The sequence below is a fragment of the Streptomyces sp. NBC_01463 genome, assembly GCA_036227345.1.
In the GTDB taxonomy this organism is placed as follows: Bacteria; Actinomycetota; Actinomycetes; order Streptomycetales; family Streptomycetaceae; genus Streptomyces.
On sequence record CP109468.1, the window covers coordinates 208246 to 222670 of the forward strand.

The following is a 14425-nucleotide window of genomic DNA, read 5'->3' on the forward strand; positions in this document are numbered from 1 at the left end:
AACCCGGGAGACAACGGGCCGGCCCGGCAGGTGCTCCAGAGCGCAGTCCCGGCTCAGGGGGACACCCGCCGCGCGCCGGCCCGGTTCACCGCTTCGGCGTCCGAAGTCAAGGAACTCCGAAGTCAGGGAACAGAGCCTTGCCTGGCTCCCAGGTCTCCGTCACTCCGTCAGGCCTCGCGCACGTCTCCGTAGCCGAAGGCCTTCAGCAGTTCGCGCTCGCGCTCGCCGCTGAGGCCCGCCCGGCGGGGCCGGTCCAGACCCTGCTCCCGCTCCCAGCGAAGGACGTCCGCCAGCAGCTCCGCCCGGGGCCGATGACGCAGACCGGCAGCCCGGGCGGCGGCACCGTTGCGGGCGCTGAAGCCGGCCCACTCCGGGTCGGCCATCCACATCGCGAGCGATTCCGGACCCATGAACTGGCCCGCCTTCTGCTCGAGCAGCCAGTCGGCGCCGGCCTCCACCACCGGTCCGGTGTGCCCGCCGATCTCCCGCGACATCGCGACCCACTCGCTGAACGGCACGACCGGGCCGACCGCGTCGTACGTTCCGGTCGTCCCCTTCTCCGCGCTGTCGAGCAGCCACGCAGCGAGGTCCCGCGCGTCGACCGCCTGCGTCACCACGCCGGGCGAGGCGGGCACCAGCAGCGGTGCCAGCGGCTCGCGCGCCGCGCGGGCGGCCCAGTATCCGGTGCGGCCGCTGTGGTCGCCGGGGCCGCCGATCAGTCCGGCCCGCGCGATGAGGAGCCGGTCGCCCACGGCGGCCGTCGAGGCTGCCTCGCAGGCCACCTTGGCCTCCCCGTACGCCTCACGGTCGACCTCGTCCCGATCGGCCGCCGGGAGCAGCTCCGCCGTCTCGTCCGCGTCCAGCTGTGCATGTGAGGCGTACGCGCTGATCGAGGACACGTACGACCAATGGGTCGTACGCTCGCCGAGAGCTGCCAGCGCCCCGCGGACGAATGCCGGCTGCCACGACACCTCGAACACGGCATCCCAGTCCCGCCCCGCCAGACTTTCGTACGCCGACGGGTCGCCCCTGTCCGCGACGACAAGTTCCGCGCCCACGGCCACTTCGCCGCTCTCCCCGCGAGCGAGGCAGGTCACCCTGTGCCCGCGGTCCAATGCCTGCCGCGAAATCTCGCGGCCCACCCACGCCGTCCCGCCCAGAACCAAAATCTCCATCCCCGCACTCAAACACGGACGGTGAACCTGCGGGGCGCTGCTTCGCCGAGGGCGTACAGGCCCGCCACGATCCCCCGGGGTGGTCTCCCGGGGCCGGCTCTTTCCCGGCTGATCCACACCTTCCGCGAGTAGCGAAACCGTATGGATGAGCCGCACATCCTCGAAACCCCCTTCCGTGGTCCGGGGTATGCGGCGAAGAAGGCTCTCTCCTCATGCGATCGCCGACGTCGAGGGCGCTCCCGAAGACGGCGAGCCCGAAGTCATTCACCGCGTGGGTGAGTGCGGCGCCTGAATCCGGTGTGTCATCCGGGTCGGGAAGGAAGCGAATGCGCAGGCAAGCACAACGAATCCGATGGTATGCGGCATTGGTTGCGTCGGGTGCTCCGGCATCGCTCTGCGGACTCCGACGAAGTTCGCCGCTCTTGACCTGGCGAATAATCCAGGCAATATGATCGGTAAACAATTGGTAAAGAACGGGTTTCGATTCTTCCGGTTCCGCACCGCGCCGGAACCTCAATCCATTCGGGTCAGCGCAATCTGGTGAAACCCGATGGCGCGGGAATACCGGACAACGAGGGAGCCTGACTGTGGCCGATGTCGACGTACTCGTGGTGGGCGCGGGCCCTGTGGGCCTGACAGCGGCGGCCGAACTGCGGCGGCACGGCGTGGACTGCCGCATCGTCGATCGGCTGGCCGCCCCGCAGCCCCATGCCAAGGCCATCGGCCTCGTGCCCCGCACCCTGGAGGTGTGGGACTCCATGGGCCTGGTCGACAGGGCGCTGGACGAGGCGGTGCCGCACCTGGGCCAGCTGGTCTTCATCGACGGCAAGCCACGCCCTCGCTTCGAACTGACTCTGCCGCCCGAGGTCCCCTACCCCTTCGCCACGCTGCCTCAGTGCACGACCGAGCAGCTGCTCACCGAGCACCTGGCAGGCTTCGGCACGGAGGTGGAGCGGTCGACCGAACTCCGCTCGCTGGAGGCGCGCCCGGACGAGGTCGAAGCCGTCCTCGCGCACGCCGACGGCAGGATCGAGAAACTGCATGCCCGCTACGTCGTGGGCTGTGACGGCGCGCACAGCCTGGTCCGCAAGGCGGCCGGCCTGACCTTCGAGGGCGACGCCTTCCCCGAGCAGTACATGATCGGCGACGTCGAGGTCGACTGGGAACTCCCCGCCGGCCACAGCATGCGGGCCGTGAGCCTGGACGACAACGGCGAGATGAACGACATGGTCGTCTGCATTCCGATGCCGGGCGTCCGGCGGTACTGGCTGTCGACGCTGCTCCCCCGCGCGCAGCCGACAGGCGAGGACGACCCCAGCGTGCCGAACGGGCCCCCCCTCGGATCGCAGGAGGGCCGCGGACCGGAACTCAGCCAGTTCCAGGCCGTGCTCGACCGGCTGTCCCCTGAGGTCACGACCGCCTCCACGCTGCGCTGGTCGTCCATCTTCCGGACCAGCCACCGCATGGTGGACCGCTATCGCAACGGCCGCCTCTTCGTCGCCGGGGACGCCGCACACATCCACCCGCCGATCGGCGGACAGGGTCTGAACACCGGCGTGCAGGACGCCTACAACCTCGCCTGGAAGCTGGCCCTGGCCGTCCACGGTCTGGCCACGGACGACGTGCTGGACAGCTATCACGCCGAACGACACCCGATCGCGCAGGAGGTGATCGACCGCACCGTCCGCCATGCCCGCGCCGCCCGCCCCGCCCCCTCCGGCCTCGGCAGCAACGGGGACGACGCCGAAACGCAGCTACGACGTCAGGCCCAGTTGCTGGTCGCCTATCCGGACAGTCCATTGGTCCAGCCGCAGACGACAGAACGCACGCCCGAAGCCGGTCCCGCCCCCGGCGACCGCGCCCCGGACTGCCGCGGCCTGCTGAGCGACCTCGCGGCCTACCCGCGGCGGCTGTTCGACCTGCTGCGCACCCCACGACACGTGTTGCTGCTGTTCGCGGACTCGGAGCACGCCTCCGGCGAAGGCGCCGCCCGACTCGAAGCCTGCGCCGCCGAGGCCCATCGCGCCGCCCACGGCCTTCTCGACGCCTATCTGATCACCGCCGCAGAGGTACCGCAGGACGCCCGCCCCGTCGGCCTGCGCCCGCCACGGGTGCGCGACGCTGCGGGCGAGTTCCGCGACGCCTACGCACCGCGTGACGGCGAAGCCATCCTGATCCGCCCGGACGGATACGTCTCGGGGCGCTTCCACCCTGCCGTTCCGGCATCGCTGGCAGCCCATCTGCGGCGGACCTTCGCCTGACTCCCGCTGCCGCGGGCGGAGAGCCGCCGGTGACAGTCCTGCGACGTGCCCGAACGACTCGTCACTCGTCAGGACGATCCCGGTTGATTCGGTGGCTGCATCTCTGTCTCTGCACCGCCTGGTTCGATGGGCCCGTGCTGTCGCACGGGGAAGACGGGGAATCCAGGCGTACAGCCAAGACGAGCGCACCCCCGTTCGACAACTGATGGGGCGGTCAAGGCGTCGCAGCAACATGCCACGTACACGATGTTCCGGGCGGCGGGACGCTGCTGAGCCGCTGGGCCGCCCGAACCAATCCATCCAGCAGGCTGCTCGGCGAGGGAAACGCAGATCCGATCAGGGAGAGCGCAGTCGTGGGGGTACGCAGGACGATAGCCTCTGTGGTGTGAAAGCTGCTGTGAACAAGGCTCGGGCCGGAGATCTGTTGAAGCCCTCCGGCCCCGCTTGTGAGGTTCCGGGCAAGGTGACGGTGCACGTCGACGACCTGCTGGTGCAGATCGCGCACGGCAGCAGAAGCGCGTTGGCCGAGCTGTACGACCTGCTCGCGCCGCTGCTCCTCGCGCTGCTTCGCTCGCATGGACGGTCCTTGGAACGGGCCCACAACGCGCTGGTCGACGCCTTCGCCCGGATCTGGCGCAGAGCCCCCTCCTACGAGCCGGGCCACAGCAGTCTGGACTGGGTCATCGATCAGACGACGCACGCCGACGCCTCCGGGGTGGCGTAACCGCCCAGGCTCCGGTGGGTCGGCGGGCTCGCGCGACACGGGGCAGCCCCAGGCGCATCCGATGACGCCGTGTCGCGCACCCGAGCCGAAGAGGTCTGCGGCATGCAAAGCCGACGGATTCCCCTGTCCGTGCGGCTTCGTCCGCCCTGCCCGACACGTGGGGCCGCTTCGACTGATCAGGTGCGTTCGGTCAGCTCCTCAGCGCGCTTGCCCTCCTGCGGTGCCATCGACAGTAAGGGTTTGTCCTGCACACCACCCGCTACGCATTGTCGAGAAGGGGCACCCATGCTTCGTAGTATCGCGATCACCCTGGCCACCGTCGCCGCAGCCGGATTCGTGGCAGCCGCACCCGCCGTCGCCAACGACTCCGACGGCGGCTGGGAGGGCGGCAAGGTCGGCGCCGGATACTCCGAGGTCGAGGCGGACCGCGCCAGCGCGGAATACCTGAACCTGGGCGGCCCGTACGGGGTCACCTACGCCAAGGCGAAGAAGGCACACTTCGAGGGCGAGGCCGGCTACTTCTACGCCGAGTACCTCCAGGGTCGCTGACCCTCGACCGTACTCACGCACGAGCAGGGCCCGCCATGGTGCGCGGGCCCTGCTTTTGCGTGGTCGCGTCAGGGTTTGCCGCCGCTCCGGCTCCGGACAAGCATCGTGGGAAAGCGCGCAGGGACGGACGCTCGGGCCGCGTCACAGATGCCACGTCCCTGTGCGTTCCGGTCTCCAGGCAATTGACGTACGGAGATCGTCCCGTCCCGGTCGTGACCCGCTTCCCCAGCAGTCGGTCGAGCAGCCGGGCGGACACGGTCGCAGCGTGCAGTGCGCCGACGAACGCTGTGGCCGAGGGCGATCCGGACTGTCAGCGACGGCACCGACAGTTCATCTCACGGGTAGTACGGCGTGTGCGTGATGGACGAGACCTTGAGATAGCGGGCACCGTCGCCCGTGGCCCAGGTCGAAGAGTCCGGATTGCCGGGCCAGTCGCCTCCGACGGCGATGTTGGCGATGAAGCGCATACCTGTCCCGGCCGGAGTGCTGTACCAGTTGGTGCCCGTAATGGCGCCGTCCACTGCGAAGTCGATGTGGTCCGGGAACCAGCTGAACGAGTACGTGTGGAACGCGTTGGTCCACCCTGCCGAGTTCGTCTTCGAGAACTGCTGCTGGGCGTTGTTGGCGTCGTGGGACGTCTGGTAGACGACGTTCGGGTTCTGGCCCACGATCTCAGCGGCGTCGAATTCCGGGAGCCACGGATTCAGGTACGCCGCCCATACAGCAGGAAGCAGCCCCTGCCCGTTGGGCATGTTCGCGGTGAAGCTGTACGTGCCGTACCCGTACAGCGCTGTCGACTCCACGCGGCCCGAGTAGTAGGTCCCGCCGCCGGCGTTGTACGCCTTGATCACCAGGGTGTCGCCTTCGTACCAGACACAGTCCGGCGTGTAGGTCTCCAGCTCGTTGTTGGCAGTCCACCTTCCGCTGATCTTGTTCCAGGAGGTGACGGTCACGGGACTGCCCCAGGAATCGGCTCGTGCGGCCGGCGCGCCCAGCATCAGTGCCGGCGGGACTGCGAGGGCGGCACCGAGTATGCCTCTGCGGCTGAACTTGCGGGACGTGGGGGTCATCGCAGCTCCATTGCTTGGATGAGCATCGAGACGTGGGAGCGATTCCACGCCTCACCTGTCGCCGGACTGTAGGAGTGTGTTCGGCCGTTGACAAGATGCGCCGCACGAATCGGTATATGCCTTTGGGAGTTGAACGGAGGCCGCACGCGAGGCGAGCGAGGTTGCACAGACTCTGTGGCAGTAGATCGCTCTACGGGACAAGCCATAGGGCCATCTGTGGTCATGACCGGCGAAGAGCATGAGCAGTAGGTGAGGCGCTCACGGCTGCGTGCGACTCATCGCCGAGAGGGAGGGCGAGCGAACACCCGAGGACGGGCTTCTCCATGCGTCAGAACGCATGCGGAGCAGTCGTACCCCCGTCGCCTCACATTCGGGATCTCAGTACGTCGACCTCACAGCCTGGGGCGAACGGGTCGAAGCCGTGCTCGATCAGCCAGCGAACTGCCAGCAGGCTTCGCAACGACCACCAGGCGTGGATCACGTCGAGGTCGATGTCGCTGCCATAGCCGGAGAGAACGTCGTCGAGGCGCTCCTCGTGTCCCAGCGTGAAGGTGGCGAGGTCATACAGCGCATCGCCCTGGCCTGCCTCGGACCAGTCAATGATGCCGGTGACCTCGTCGCCGTCGACGAAGACGTGCGCGATCTGGAGGTCGCCGTGCGTGAATGCCGGAGTCCACGGCCGCAGTGCGGCCTCGGCGACCTGGCGGTTACGGGTGACCAGGTCCGCGGGCAGGAGGCCATTCGTCACGAGCAACTCGCACTCGTCGTCGAGTTCCGCCGCCAACTCCACGACGGTCCGGCCGGCTCGGCCGGGCCGGGGCGGCAGCGGCGCGTCGTGCAGTTTCCGGATCGCGGCGCCCGCCGCGGCCCACGCCGCCGCCGACCCGGTCGACGGCCCACCGAGGCGCCCGAGCGTCGTTCCTGGGACCGCAGCGATCGCGAGCACGGGCGGCTTGCGCCAAAGGATCTTCGGAGTCGGGACCGGCGCGCGCGACATCGCATCGACCTCGGCATCGATACGCGCCTGATCGGCATCCACCTTCAGGAACACGTCGCCGACGCGCAGGGTCGCGCGCTCGGAATGGGCGACAACGACCTCGACTTCATCCATGGGCGACCAGTATCCCGGAGACGACCCCCGACGTCGCCGGACTTATCGCCTGCGAATGCACCGCTGACCGCGTCCCGCTACCCGATGCAGCCTTGTGCGCACCACTGGCTCCTGACCAGGCCAAGCCCACTGGTTTGCGCAGACCGCCCCGCAGAGCGAGTAAGCGCGCCGTCATGTGTCCTCGGAGCCGGGATGGCCGTCGCGCCCAGGCGAAGGACGCCACCCGGCCTCACGCGGCGATCTCAAGGTCGTGTGCGCGTCAGGCGGGCTCGCCCAGGACCTTCTCCAAGCGCCCCAGGACGCGGGGCCAGCCCTTCCCCATGCCCTCGAATGCCTGTCGGCCCATCGGGGAGTCGAGGTCGAAGCCGGCATGGGTGAGCACGAGCCGGGTGCCGTCGCCCTGCGGGTGAAGCGTCCACGTGATGGTGGTGTCGAGGGTGCCCTCGGCGAACCGGTACGCAAGGATGCGCTCGTCCTCGACCGCGGTCACCTCGCAGGGCTGCTCGCCGAAGTTGCCCATGTCGAGGGTGAAGCGGTGCCCGACGACCGGCTTGATGTCGCCGGCGGCCCACCAGCGGGCGTGCAGTTCGGGGTCCGTAAGGGCCCTCCACACCGCTGCCGGGGAGTACGGAAGGAACCTCTCGCAGGTGAAGGTGTCGATCCGGGTCATTTCTCGTTTCCTTCTTCCTCGTCCAGGAGATCGGACAGTGCGTCCATGCGCTGCTTCCAGTAGTGCTCGAACGGGTACAACCACTGGCTCACCTCTGCGAGCCGGGCCGGTTCGAGGTGGTAGAACCGGTGACGGCCACGGGGCTCCTCGCGCACCAGTCCAGCGTTCCGGAGCACGGCCAGGTGTTCGGAGACCGCAGGCCTCCCGAGCTCGAACAGACCGGCCAGCTCACCCGTGGAGCGAGGCCCCTCACGCAGGCTTTCGAGCAGTCTGCGGCGCACTGGACTGGCCAGCACACCGAACACGTCGGTAGGCATGGCCTCAGTATGCGTCGGAGTTTTCCGACGCGTCAAGAATCCCCGACGCGTTCAAGGGGGGGTGTCTTTCAGATCTCGATCTGAAAGACACCCCCAGACACGTATCTCAAGGCACACGGAGCCTTCGCGGCGGCCTCGGCCCGCCCCTGCCGCACGGCCCATCGCGGAACGCCGTCCCAAGACTGCAGAGTCTCGTCGTCCGGGCATCCAGCGGCCACCGGAAGTCCGGACGACGGGGAGGGCTCCGTCGACGCCCGCGCGACCAGCCGGACAGACCGGCCGGAAGGCGGCCGTCTGCCCCAGAATCCGCAGGCCGGGGCGCCAGACGCCGACAGGGGGCAGACCTGAGGCCGACGCGCTGGCCGGTCTCGCTCCGGCGCGGCTAGGGCTCCGGGTATTCGTGGGCGCCGGCGCCCTGCCATTCGACGAGGGCCGGGGTGTCGAGGGCCCGCTCGGGGTCCGCCATTCCGGCGTCGGCCAGGAAGACGATGACGTCGTGGTCGCTGTGGGCGAGGCCGAGCCGCTCCTCGCGGCCGCCGATCTGCACGGTGACGAGTCGGGCACCGGATGGTGCCGGCCGGTGGATCACGATCGGTGGAGTAGCCATACCTCCAGCGTGGCGCGGAGACCCGCTGCCCGCATCTGGTCCAGCTGCGGGCAGCGGGGTGTGGCGTGAGGGCCGGAGTACGACGGTGGTCTGGCGGTCACCGTCCCTGGCCAGGCCCCTCCCCCACTCGCCCGGACAGCCTCCCGAAAGCCCCCGGAGAGCTGGGAGGAACGGATGGCGTCCGCCACGGGGGCGGGAGCGTTCACATTCTGCCTGGTCAGGCCTCTTCGCGAGCTGCGGGCCGGGGTGAAAGGATCTTGCCGACAGTTCCCTACCAGGAGGCCACGTGGACGTCCACTCGAAGCATGACCACCCCGACTGGGATGCGGTCGTGCTCGCGGCTCACGAGCGCGCCCGCTCGCGGCAGGCACTCATGGTCGAGCGATTCGGACTGTCGGGAGACGTGCAGTACGACTGGTCGATGGACGACGCGCAGATCACGTGGTCGCGCGACGGAAGGGTGTTCCTCACCGGCCGACTCACAGTGATCGGCGGCGTCAGCGTCACCCACCAGACCTGGCTGTGGTCCTGGGCGAACGAGTCACTCCCGCACGCCGTCCTGGGCGACATCGAGCAGGTGCGGCGGTGCGGCGAGGAGAACGACTACCCCGTCCTTCCCTGGCCAGGTTTCCACTCGCGCCCCGAACTCGTCGCTGAGGCACGAATGGTCGCGGCCTCCGTGCTGGACGCAGAGGGGCTGTGGGCGGAGTCGATGGACGACGTGGAACTCCACTTCATGGTCCATGACCTGGTGCTCACAGCCGATTGACAGAGACGGCTGCACGGATGTCTCCGGACGGCTCGGCTGCTGGTGCAGCCGCCAGAGGTCAATCGGCGCAGTGCGCTTGTTCCCTATCATCCGTCCGTGTCGTAGGGCGGGGACGGAAGGTTCCAGACGGCGTCGGAGCGGCCGACAATCTTTCGGAGTTCGCGAGCGCTCCGTGCCGACATGGCCTGCATCACGGTGTCGAGGAGGGCTCGGGCCTCGAGCGGGTTGCCGCAGCAGTACCAGTGCACGTTGCCCCACTCGTAGTCGTGCCACAGAGCACGCTCGGGCTGGTGGACGTAGTCCTTCCACAGGCTCACCGCCGCACTGACGTCGCCTGGCTGCAGATAGTTTCGGGTGCGCTCGAGATCGATGATCTCGGACAGTGCACGCGAAGACAGGCCATCGATGACTGGCCGTGCACCCGTTGTTCGGTGGCTGCCGGGGGCGTCGGCGCGGATCCGTCCTGGCCGGCTACGCGGCATGGACCTTTCGGTTCGTCGTCATGCGGTACATGGTGCCACGGGCTCGCATGCGTCTCGAACTGTTTCACTCGCAAGGGGATTCGGCGGGCGTGGTCACGTCCGCCTTCGTCTGATCAGTTGCTCCGGCCGAGGTGCTGGGGAGGTACGGCGGCTTGAACTGCGGCCGGATCGACGTCGATCGGCTGCGGACGTTACTGGCCGGGCTGTCCCGCTTCCGTCCTGGAGTCGGGCGCCACATCCTGTACCGCGAACCTGGACGCGGTCCGGCTCGGGTCTGCGGATGACGCGCCATCGAGCGGCTGGGCCGTTTCTCACGGATCAGTGAGCACCCAGTGATGTGATGGGTCCATGCGGCGTGAGAAATGTGCGACCAGGAACCACATAGGCGTGTGGCGGCAACGTGCCCTGCCCGGAGACCCACAACAGGTCACGTTCTGGGCCGTGCTGCGTGGTTCGCTCCTCCCCCTCTTGGTCTGGGCCGGCGTCGCATGCTTGGGGTACTTCGTCTACGCCCCAGTCGTGGCGGTGGTACTCGGCGGACTCTTCGCGGTGTCGTTCGTCGTGGGGTTCGGGCTCCGTCGCAGAGGTGGACACTCCGTTCGATGCAGCGTCTATGGTGCTGCGGGCGGTGTGCTCGACAAGTCCATGGCCGGGTTCTGATTCGTTGCGGTGTAGGCGAACCGTCGTTGTACGGGTGTGTTGGCTGATGCCCAGTGGGCCCGGCGGACCTGGTTCTCTCCGCCCGTTCCGGTTCCGGCACTGGCTTTGATCTGCGGACGCCTAGCGCCCCGGCCGACGCTGATAACCGAGGTCGCGGGTTGCGTATCTTCGGGCGTCCTTGAACGTTGGTGCGATGTCCATGTTGGTTGGATTTCGAGCCCGGAGCCACCTTGTCCGCCCTCACTCTGCCGTCCCGGCCCCCTGGCCTGCTGACCGCGCGGGTACAGGACCCGTACCCCTACTTCGCATGGCTGCGTCAGCATGCGCCCGCCCGTGCGGACCGCAAGCCGGGACGTCCCACCGTGTGGCAGATCTCCCGCTACGAAGATGTCCGGGCGCTGATGACCGACGGGCGGCTCAGTAAGGACCCCGGCCGAGTGCCCGGCTACGTTCCGGGGCCGACCGGGTTGAACCGGCATCTGGTCCAAGCCGACCCTCCGGATCACACACGCCTGCGGACTCTGGTCATCGCGGCGTTCGTCCCCCGCCGCATCGCGCAGCTGGAACCTTTCATCACGGACAACGCGAACCAGTTGCTGGACCGGGTCGAGCAGCACACACACGTGGATGTGATCGACGCTTTCGCGGCGCCGCTGACCTTCCGGATGATCTGCGCGATCCTCGGAGTGCCCGGAGAACTGGACAACGCGGCGACCCGGGACACCCTCATGGCCACCATCGCCCCTGCCCCCGGCCTGGACCCCGCCCGGGTCGAAGGCGATCTGCACGCCCTGCTGGACACTCTGATCGCCGCCAAGCGCGCGGGTGGCGAGCGCAGCGGAGTGGATCTGTTGGGTGCCCTCGTGCAGGCCAGTGACGACAGTGGGGCGATGAGCGAGGAGGAACTCCGTTGGGTGTAGCTCGCGCTGAGGGAAGGTTTTCGTTCAGGCGGTGAGGTCGTAATTGTTCTGGTCGGGGCTGAGATAGAGGCGTTGGTGTTCGCGGGCGAGGTGGTGGCGCCAGTAGGCGTCGAAGTCGCCGTTGTCGTTGAGGGCTCGGAGTTTGAGGATGGCTTCGGCGCCGGTCAGCCCCCACCGGGCCCCGGTGATCTCCAGGCGGTCGCCGATGAGGTGGCGGCAGGCGCCCTCGATGGCGCCGGTCGCGATCGGCCAGCCCCGGGCGAGGGCGGTGTCGTAGTGGAGTTGGGTGAGGTGGCCGGTGAGGTAGCGGACGCAGGCGTCGGCGGCGTCGCGTTTGGCTCCGCGCAGTCCGCGTGAGGCGGTTTCGGTCGTGATCTCGGCGGCGGCGCGGGCGGCCTGGCCGTGCAGGATCGTGGTCAGATGGCCGGCGGCCCAGGCTTCCGCCTCGGGGGTGCCGACCGCGTGGAAGGCGTGCGCGGCGGCCCAGACGTACTCACTGACGTGCACGATGTCCAGCAGCACGGTCACCTCGATGCCGCGCCGGGCGGATTCGCTCTCGATCAGGTCGAGTTGGTGGCGGGCGCCGTCGACGAGGACCAGCCAGGTGCGAGCGTGGTCGCGGTCGCGGGCCTCGGCCTGGTCGAAGGCGGCGGCGATCGTGTGCTCCGGCGGATGGATCACCGATCCGGTCAGCCACTTCGCCCGGGCCACTGGTCCCGGCCGCGGCGGGCAGAGGCTGGTGCGGCCGTCGGGCGGGGCAATGATGTCGTGCGGCCTTCTGAGGGCCGGATCGGCGTCGAAGACGCAGCCGAGGGTGGCGATCCGCTTGCGGTTCGGTTTCTCGCCCGGCGCGATCCGGGTCGGCATCGCCCGCTGCTGTGTCAGGTGTGCTTTCAGGGTCGCCGGTTGCAGGCCCTCGGGGCGCATCACGATGCCTTTGCCGTCGAACTGCAGGACCAGTGTGGTGCTGGCGCTCGCCGGCAGCGGCACCTGCTGCCGGTAGAAGGAGTCGATGTCGATGGCCGCCCGGGCGACGAGCTGTTCGGCCTGGCGTTTGCCCAGCACGCTCCCGCACCGGTCGTCGATTGCCGCCTTGGCCAGGTCGAAGGAGCCGCGGACGGCCTCGAGGACGGCCAGGCGCCGCAGTCCGTTCGAGTGCAGGTGGGCGGGCAGCGACAGTGCGGCGTCCGCCGGGTGGACGCTGGTCAGGCCTTTGCCCCGCCATGCCGTCCGCGTCACGGTGACCGTGCCGAACACGCAGGCCAGCAGCCGCGAATGCCCCGGTTCGCAGTGCGGTCGGACCCGTCCGTCCCGGCCCCGCACCGGCCCAACGTCGTGGTGATCCGCGCGTTCGCGTTGTTCGCGTCGATCGAGGTGGGCCTGGAACAGCAGGCGCAGCAGCTCTCGGCCCTCCGCCTCGATCAGTTCCTCCAGTTCGTGGTGCGCAAGCACGGCCGTGTCGGCGGTGGCCAACGTGCCTTTCAGGCACTCGAAGGCGCTTGTCGCGGCGGCGAACACATCGATGGCATCCAAGGCGTCGTAGGGTTCCACAACGGCTCTTCTTTCTGTACTTCGGTCTGGCTGGTTACCTCCGAAGTTGGAGAGAAGAGCCTTTATCGTTCCGCGAGTTCACCGATCCCGCCGCGCCGGCGCGAACCGTCCGGGCTGGTCCTCGACCAGCCACCCCCGCTCCACCAGACGCTTCAGCTTGCCGCGGGTCCCCTCGATCTTCCCGGTCTTTGCCGGCAGCCCGATCCGGGGCACGATCTGCTTCGCCTGCATCGGCGACGACGCGTCCGCCACGACCTCCACGATGTCGCGGTAGACATCCGGCAGCACATCCACCGACAGGCCCTCGCGCCAGTGCGGCACCATGACCGCTCCCACCACCCGCACCCCTGACTCCACCCGGGCCACGGGCTCCGCTGCCACCGCCGGCCGGCGTCCACGTCCCGTCCGGACAACTCCGTGAGGACCTCGGCCACCGTCTCCCGCGTCACTTGCAGCCGCGCAAGCACCTCGCGTTCACCCGCGAGTCGCGTCGTCAACTCCGCGACCTGGGCCTCGCGTTCCTCTACCCGAGCCCGGGCCGCCGCCTCCCGCGCCTCCAACTCACCGATCAACGACCCCATCAGCGCCGCCTCCTCCACCCTCAAGGTAGAGAACCAGCCCGCCCACCATCACCCCAAGCGGCGTTCCCCCAGCTCAATTCTTCCCCCGAGGAGACTCGGATCGGCGCGGGCCGCGGTGGTCGGCCCGGTCAGTTCTTGATGAACTCCAGGATGTCGGCGTTGATTTCGCCGTGGTGGCTGACGTAGATGCCGTGTCCTGCCGTCGGGTACTCCTTGTACGTGCTTGTGGGCAGCAGCTCCGTCGTCTTCCTGCCCGTCATTTCCACCGGGGCCGAGAAGTCTGCGCCACCGTGCAGCACCAGCGCCGGCACCGTGATGGCTCGCACGGCCTCGCGGTTGTCGGTGTGGAAGACAGTCTTCTGGCACTGCAGCGTCGCCCATGCCGAGGCAGACAGGCACTGTTCGAGGGTGAGCGCGACCTGGCCGGGAGAGACCGGGTTGCCGAGGTGGGTGGCGAAGTACGCCTGCTGCTGCTGGGACAGCCACTTCGGCCGGTCGGCCCGGACCGCGGCGATCAGCGCGTCGAAGGCGGGCTCCGGGAGGCCCACGGGATTGTCGTCGGTCTGCTTGAGGAAGGGCAGAACAGCCGCGAGCAGCACCACGCGGGCCACCCGCCCGGCACCGTGCCGGAACAGATAGCGGACGACTTCCGCGCCGCCCATGGAGTGGCCGACCAAAGTTGCGTCGCTCAGGTCCAGGTGCGTGAGCAGGGCGGCGAGGTCGTCGGCGGTGGAATCCATGTCGTAGCCGGATGAGGGACGGTCGGAACGGCCGTGGCCCCGGCGGTCGAAGGCTATGCAGCGGTAGCCGCGCTCGGTGAAGTACGGAATCTGGTACTCCCACATGTCCGCGTTCAGCATGGCGCCGGAGACGAAGACGATGGGCTCGCCCTGGCCGTAGTCCTCGTAGGCGAGGCGGGTGCCGTCATGGGTCTCGAAGAACATTGCGTTTCCTCCCGTTGGCCTGTTCCGATCAAGG

Annotated in this window: 15 protein-coding genes; 5 read left to right on the forward strand and 10 right to left on the reverse strand. The window is 68.7% G+C overall.

What is annotated here, in order from left to right; all coding sequences use genetic code 11:
- Nucleotides 1-167: 167 nt before the first annotated feature.
- Nucleotides 168-1175: an oxidoreductase gene (locus tag OG521_00945; protein ID WUW19423.1), complete on the reverse strand. Its 1008-nt coding sequence runs from the start codon at nt 1173-1175 to the stop codon at nt 168-170.
- A gap of 587 nt (nt 1176-1762) precedes the next feature.
- Here OG521_00945 and OG521_00950 point away from each other — a divergent pair.
- The 3 genes from OG521_00950 to OG521_00960 all read left to right on the forward strand — a co-directional run bounded on the left by OG521_00950 (nt 1763) and on the right by OG521_00960 (nt 4709).
- Nucleotides 1763-3436, forward strand: a complete 1674-nt coding sequence (locus OG521_00950; GenBank protein ID WUW19424.1) for an FAD-dependent monooxygenase — start codon at nt 1763-1765, stop codon at nt 3434-3436.
- Between the two features lie 463 nt (nt 3437-3899).
- Complete coding sequence (locus OG521_00955) at nt 3900-4160, forward strand: hypothetical protein (GenBank protein WUW19425.1); 261 nt, start codon at nt 3900-3902, stop codon at nt 4158-4160.
- Nucleotides 4161-4445: 285 nt separating this feature from the next.
- Entirely contained in the window at nt 4446-4709 is a 264-nt protein-coding gene (locus tag OG521_00960) for a hypothetical protein (GenBank protein WUW19426.1), read from the forward strand.
- A 335-nt stretch (nt 4710-5044) separates the two neighbouring features.
- Here the strand turns inward: OG521_00960 and OG521_00965 are convergent, their stop codons facing one another.
- From OG521_00965 to OG521_00985, 5 genes are all read right to left on the reverse strand, one after another.
- Nucleotides 5045-5779, reverse strand: coding sequence for a glycoside hydrolase family 16 protein (locus OG521_00965; GenBank protein ID WUW19427.1), 735 nt, complete (start codon nt 5777-5779; stop codon nt 5045-5047).
- Between the two features lie 364 nt (nt 5780-6143).
- The gene (locus tag OG521_00970) at nt 6144-6890 is read right to left on the reverse strand and encodes a phosphotransferase (protein ID WUW19428.1); all 747 of its coding nucleotides are present in this window, start codon (nt 6888-6890) and stop codon (nt 6144-6146) included.
- Nucleotides 6891-7149: 259 nt separating this feature from the next.
- Nucleotides 7150-7560 (reverse strand): SRPBCC domain-containing protein, encoded by a 411-nt coding sequence (locus OG521_00975; protein WUW19429.1) that lies wholly within the window; start codon nt 7558-7560, stop codon nt 7150-7152.
- Nucleotides 7557-7877, reverse strand: a complete 321-nt coding sequence (locus OG521_00980; GenBank protein ID WUW19430.1) for a metalloregulator ArsR/SmtB family transcription factor — start codon at nt 7875-7877, stop codon at nt 7557-7559. Before OG521_00980 ends, OG521_00975 begins: the two co-directional genes overlap by 4 nt.
- 382 nt (nt 7878-8259) lie before the next feature.
- Complete coding sequence (locus OG521_00985) at nt 8260-8484, reverse strand: hypothetical protein (protein WUW19431.1); 225 nt, start codon at nt 8482-8484, stop codon at nt 8260-8262.
- A 286-nt stretch (nt 8485-8770) separates the two neighbouring features.
- Between OG521_00985 and OG521_00990 the strand changes: the two genes are divergently transcribed.
- Nucleotides 8771-9253, forward strand: a complete 483-nt coding sequence (locus OG521_00990) for a hypothetical protein (GenBank protein ID WUW19432.1) — start codon at nt 8771-8773, stop codon at nt 9251-9253.
- Nucleotides 9254-9339: 86 nt separating this feature from the next.
- Here OG521_00990 and OG521_00995 read toward each other — a convergent pair whose 3' ends face one another.
- Entirely contained in the window at nt 9340-9570 is a 231-nt protein-coding gene (locus OG521_00995) for a hypothetical protein (protein ID WUW19433.1), read from the reverse strand.
- A 1055-nt stretch (nt 9571-10625) separates the two neighbouring features.
- Between OG521_00995 and OG521_01000 the strand changes: the two genes are divergently transcribed.
- The gene (locus tag OG521_01000) at nt 10626-11315 is read left to right on the forward strand and encodes a cytochrome P450 (protein WUW19434.1); all 690 of its coding nucleotides are present in this window, start codon (nt 10626-10628) and stop codon (nt 11313-11315) included.
- A gap of 24 nt (nt 11316-11339) precedes the next feature.
- Here the strand turns inward: OG521_01000 and OG521_01005 are convergent, their stop codons facing one another.
- From OG521_01005 to OG521_01015, 3 genes are all read right to left on the reverse strand, one after another.
- Nucleotides 11340-12866 (reverse strand): ISKra4 family transposase, encoded by a 1527-nt coding sequence (locus OG521_01005; GenBank protein ID WUW19435.1) that lies wholly within the window; start codon nt 12864-12866, stop codon nt 11340-11342.
- Between the two features lie 78 nt (nt 12867-12944).
- The gene (locus tag OG521_01010; GenBank protein ID WUW19436.1) at nt 12945-13247 is read right to left on the reverse strand and encodes a hypothetical protein; all 303 of its coding nucleotides are present in this window, start codon (nt 13245-13247) and stop codon (nt 12945-12947) included.
- A gap of 328 nt (nt 13248-13575) precedes the next feature.
- Complete coding sequence (locus OG521_01015) at nt 13576-14391, reverse strand: alpha/beta hydrolase (protein WUW19437.1); 816 nt, start codon at nt 14389-14391, stop codon at nt 13576-13578.
- Between the last annotated feature and the right edge of the window lie 34 nt (nt 14392-14425).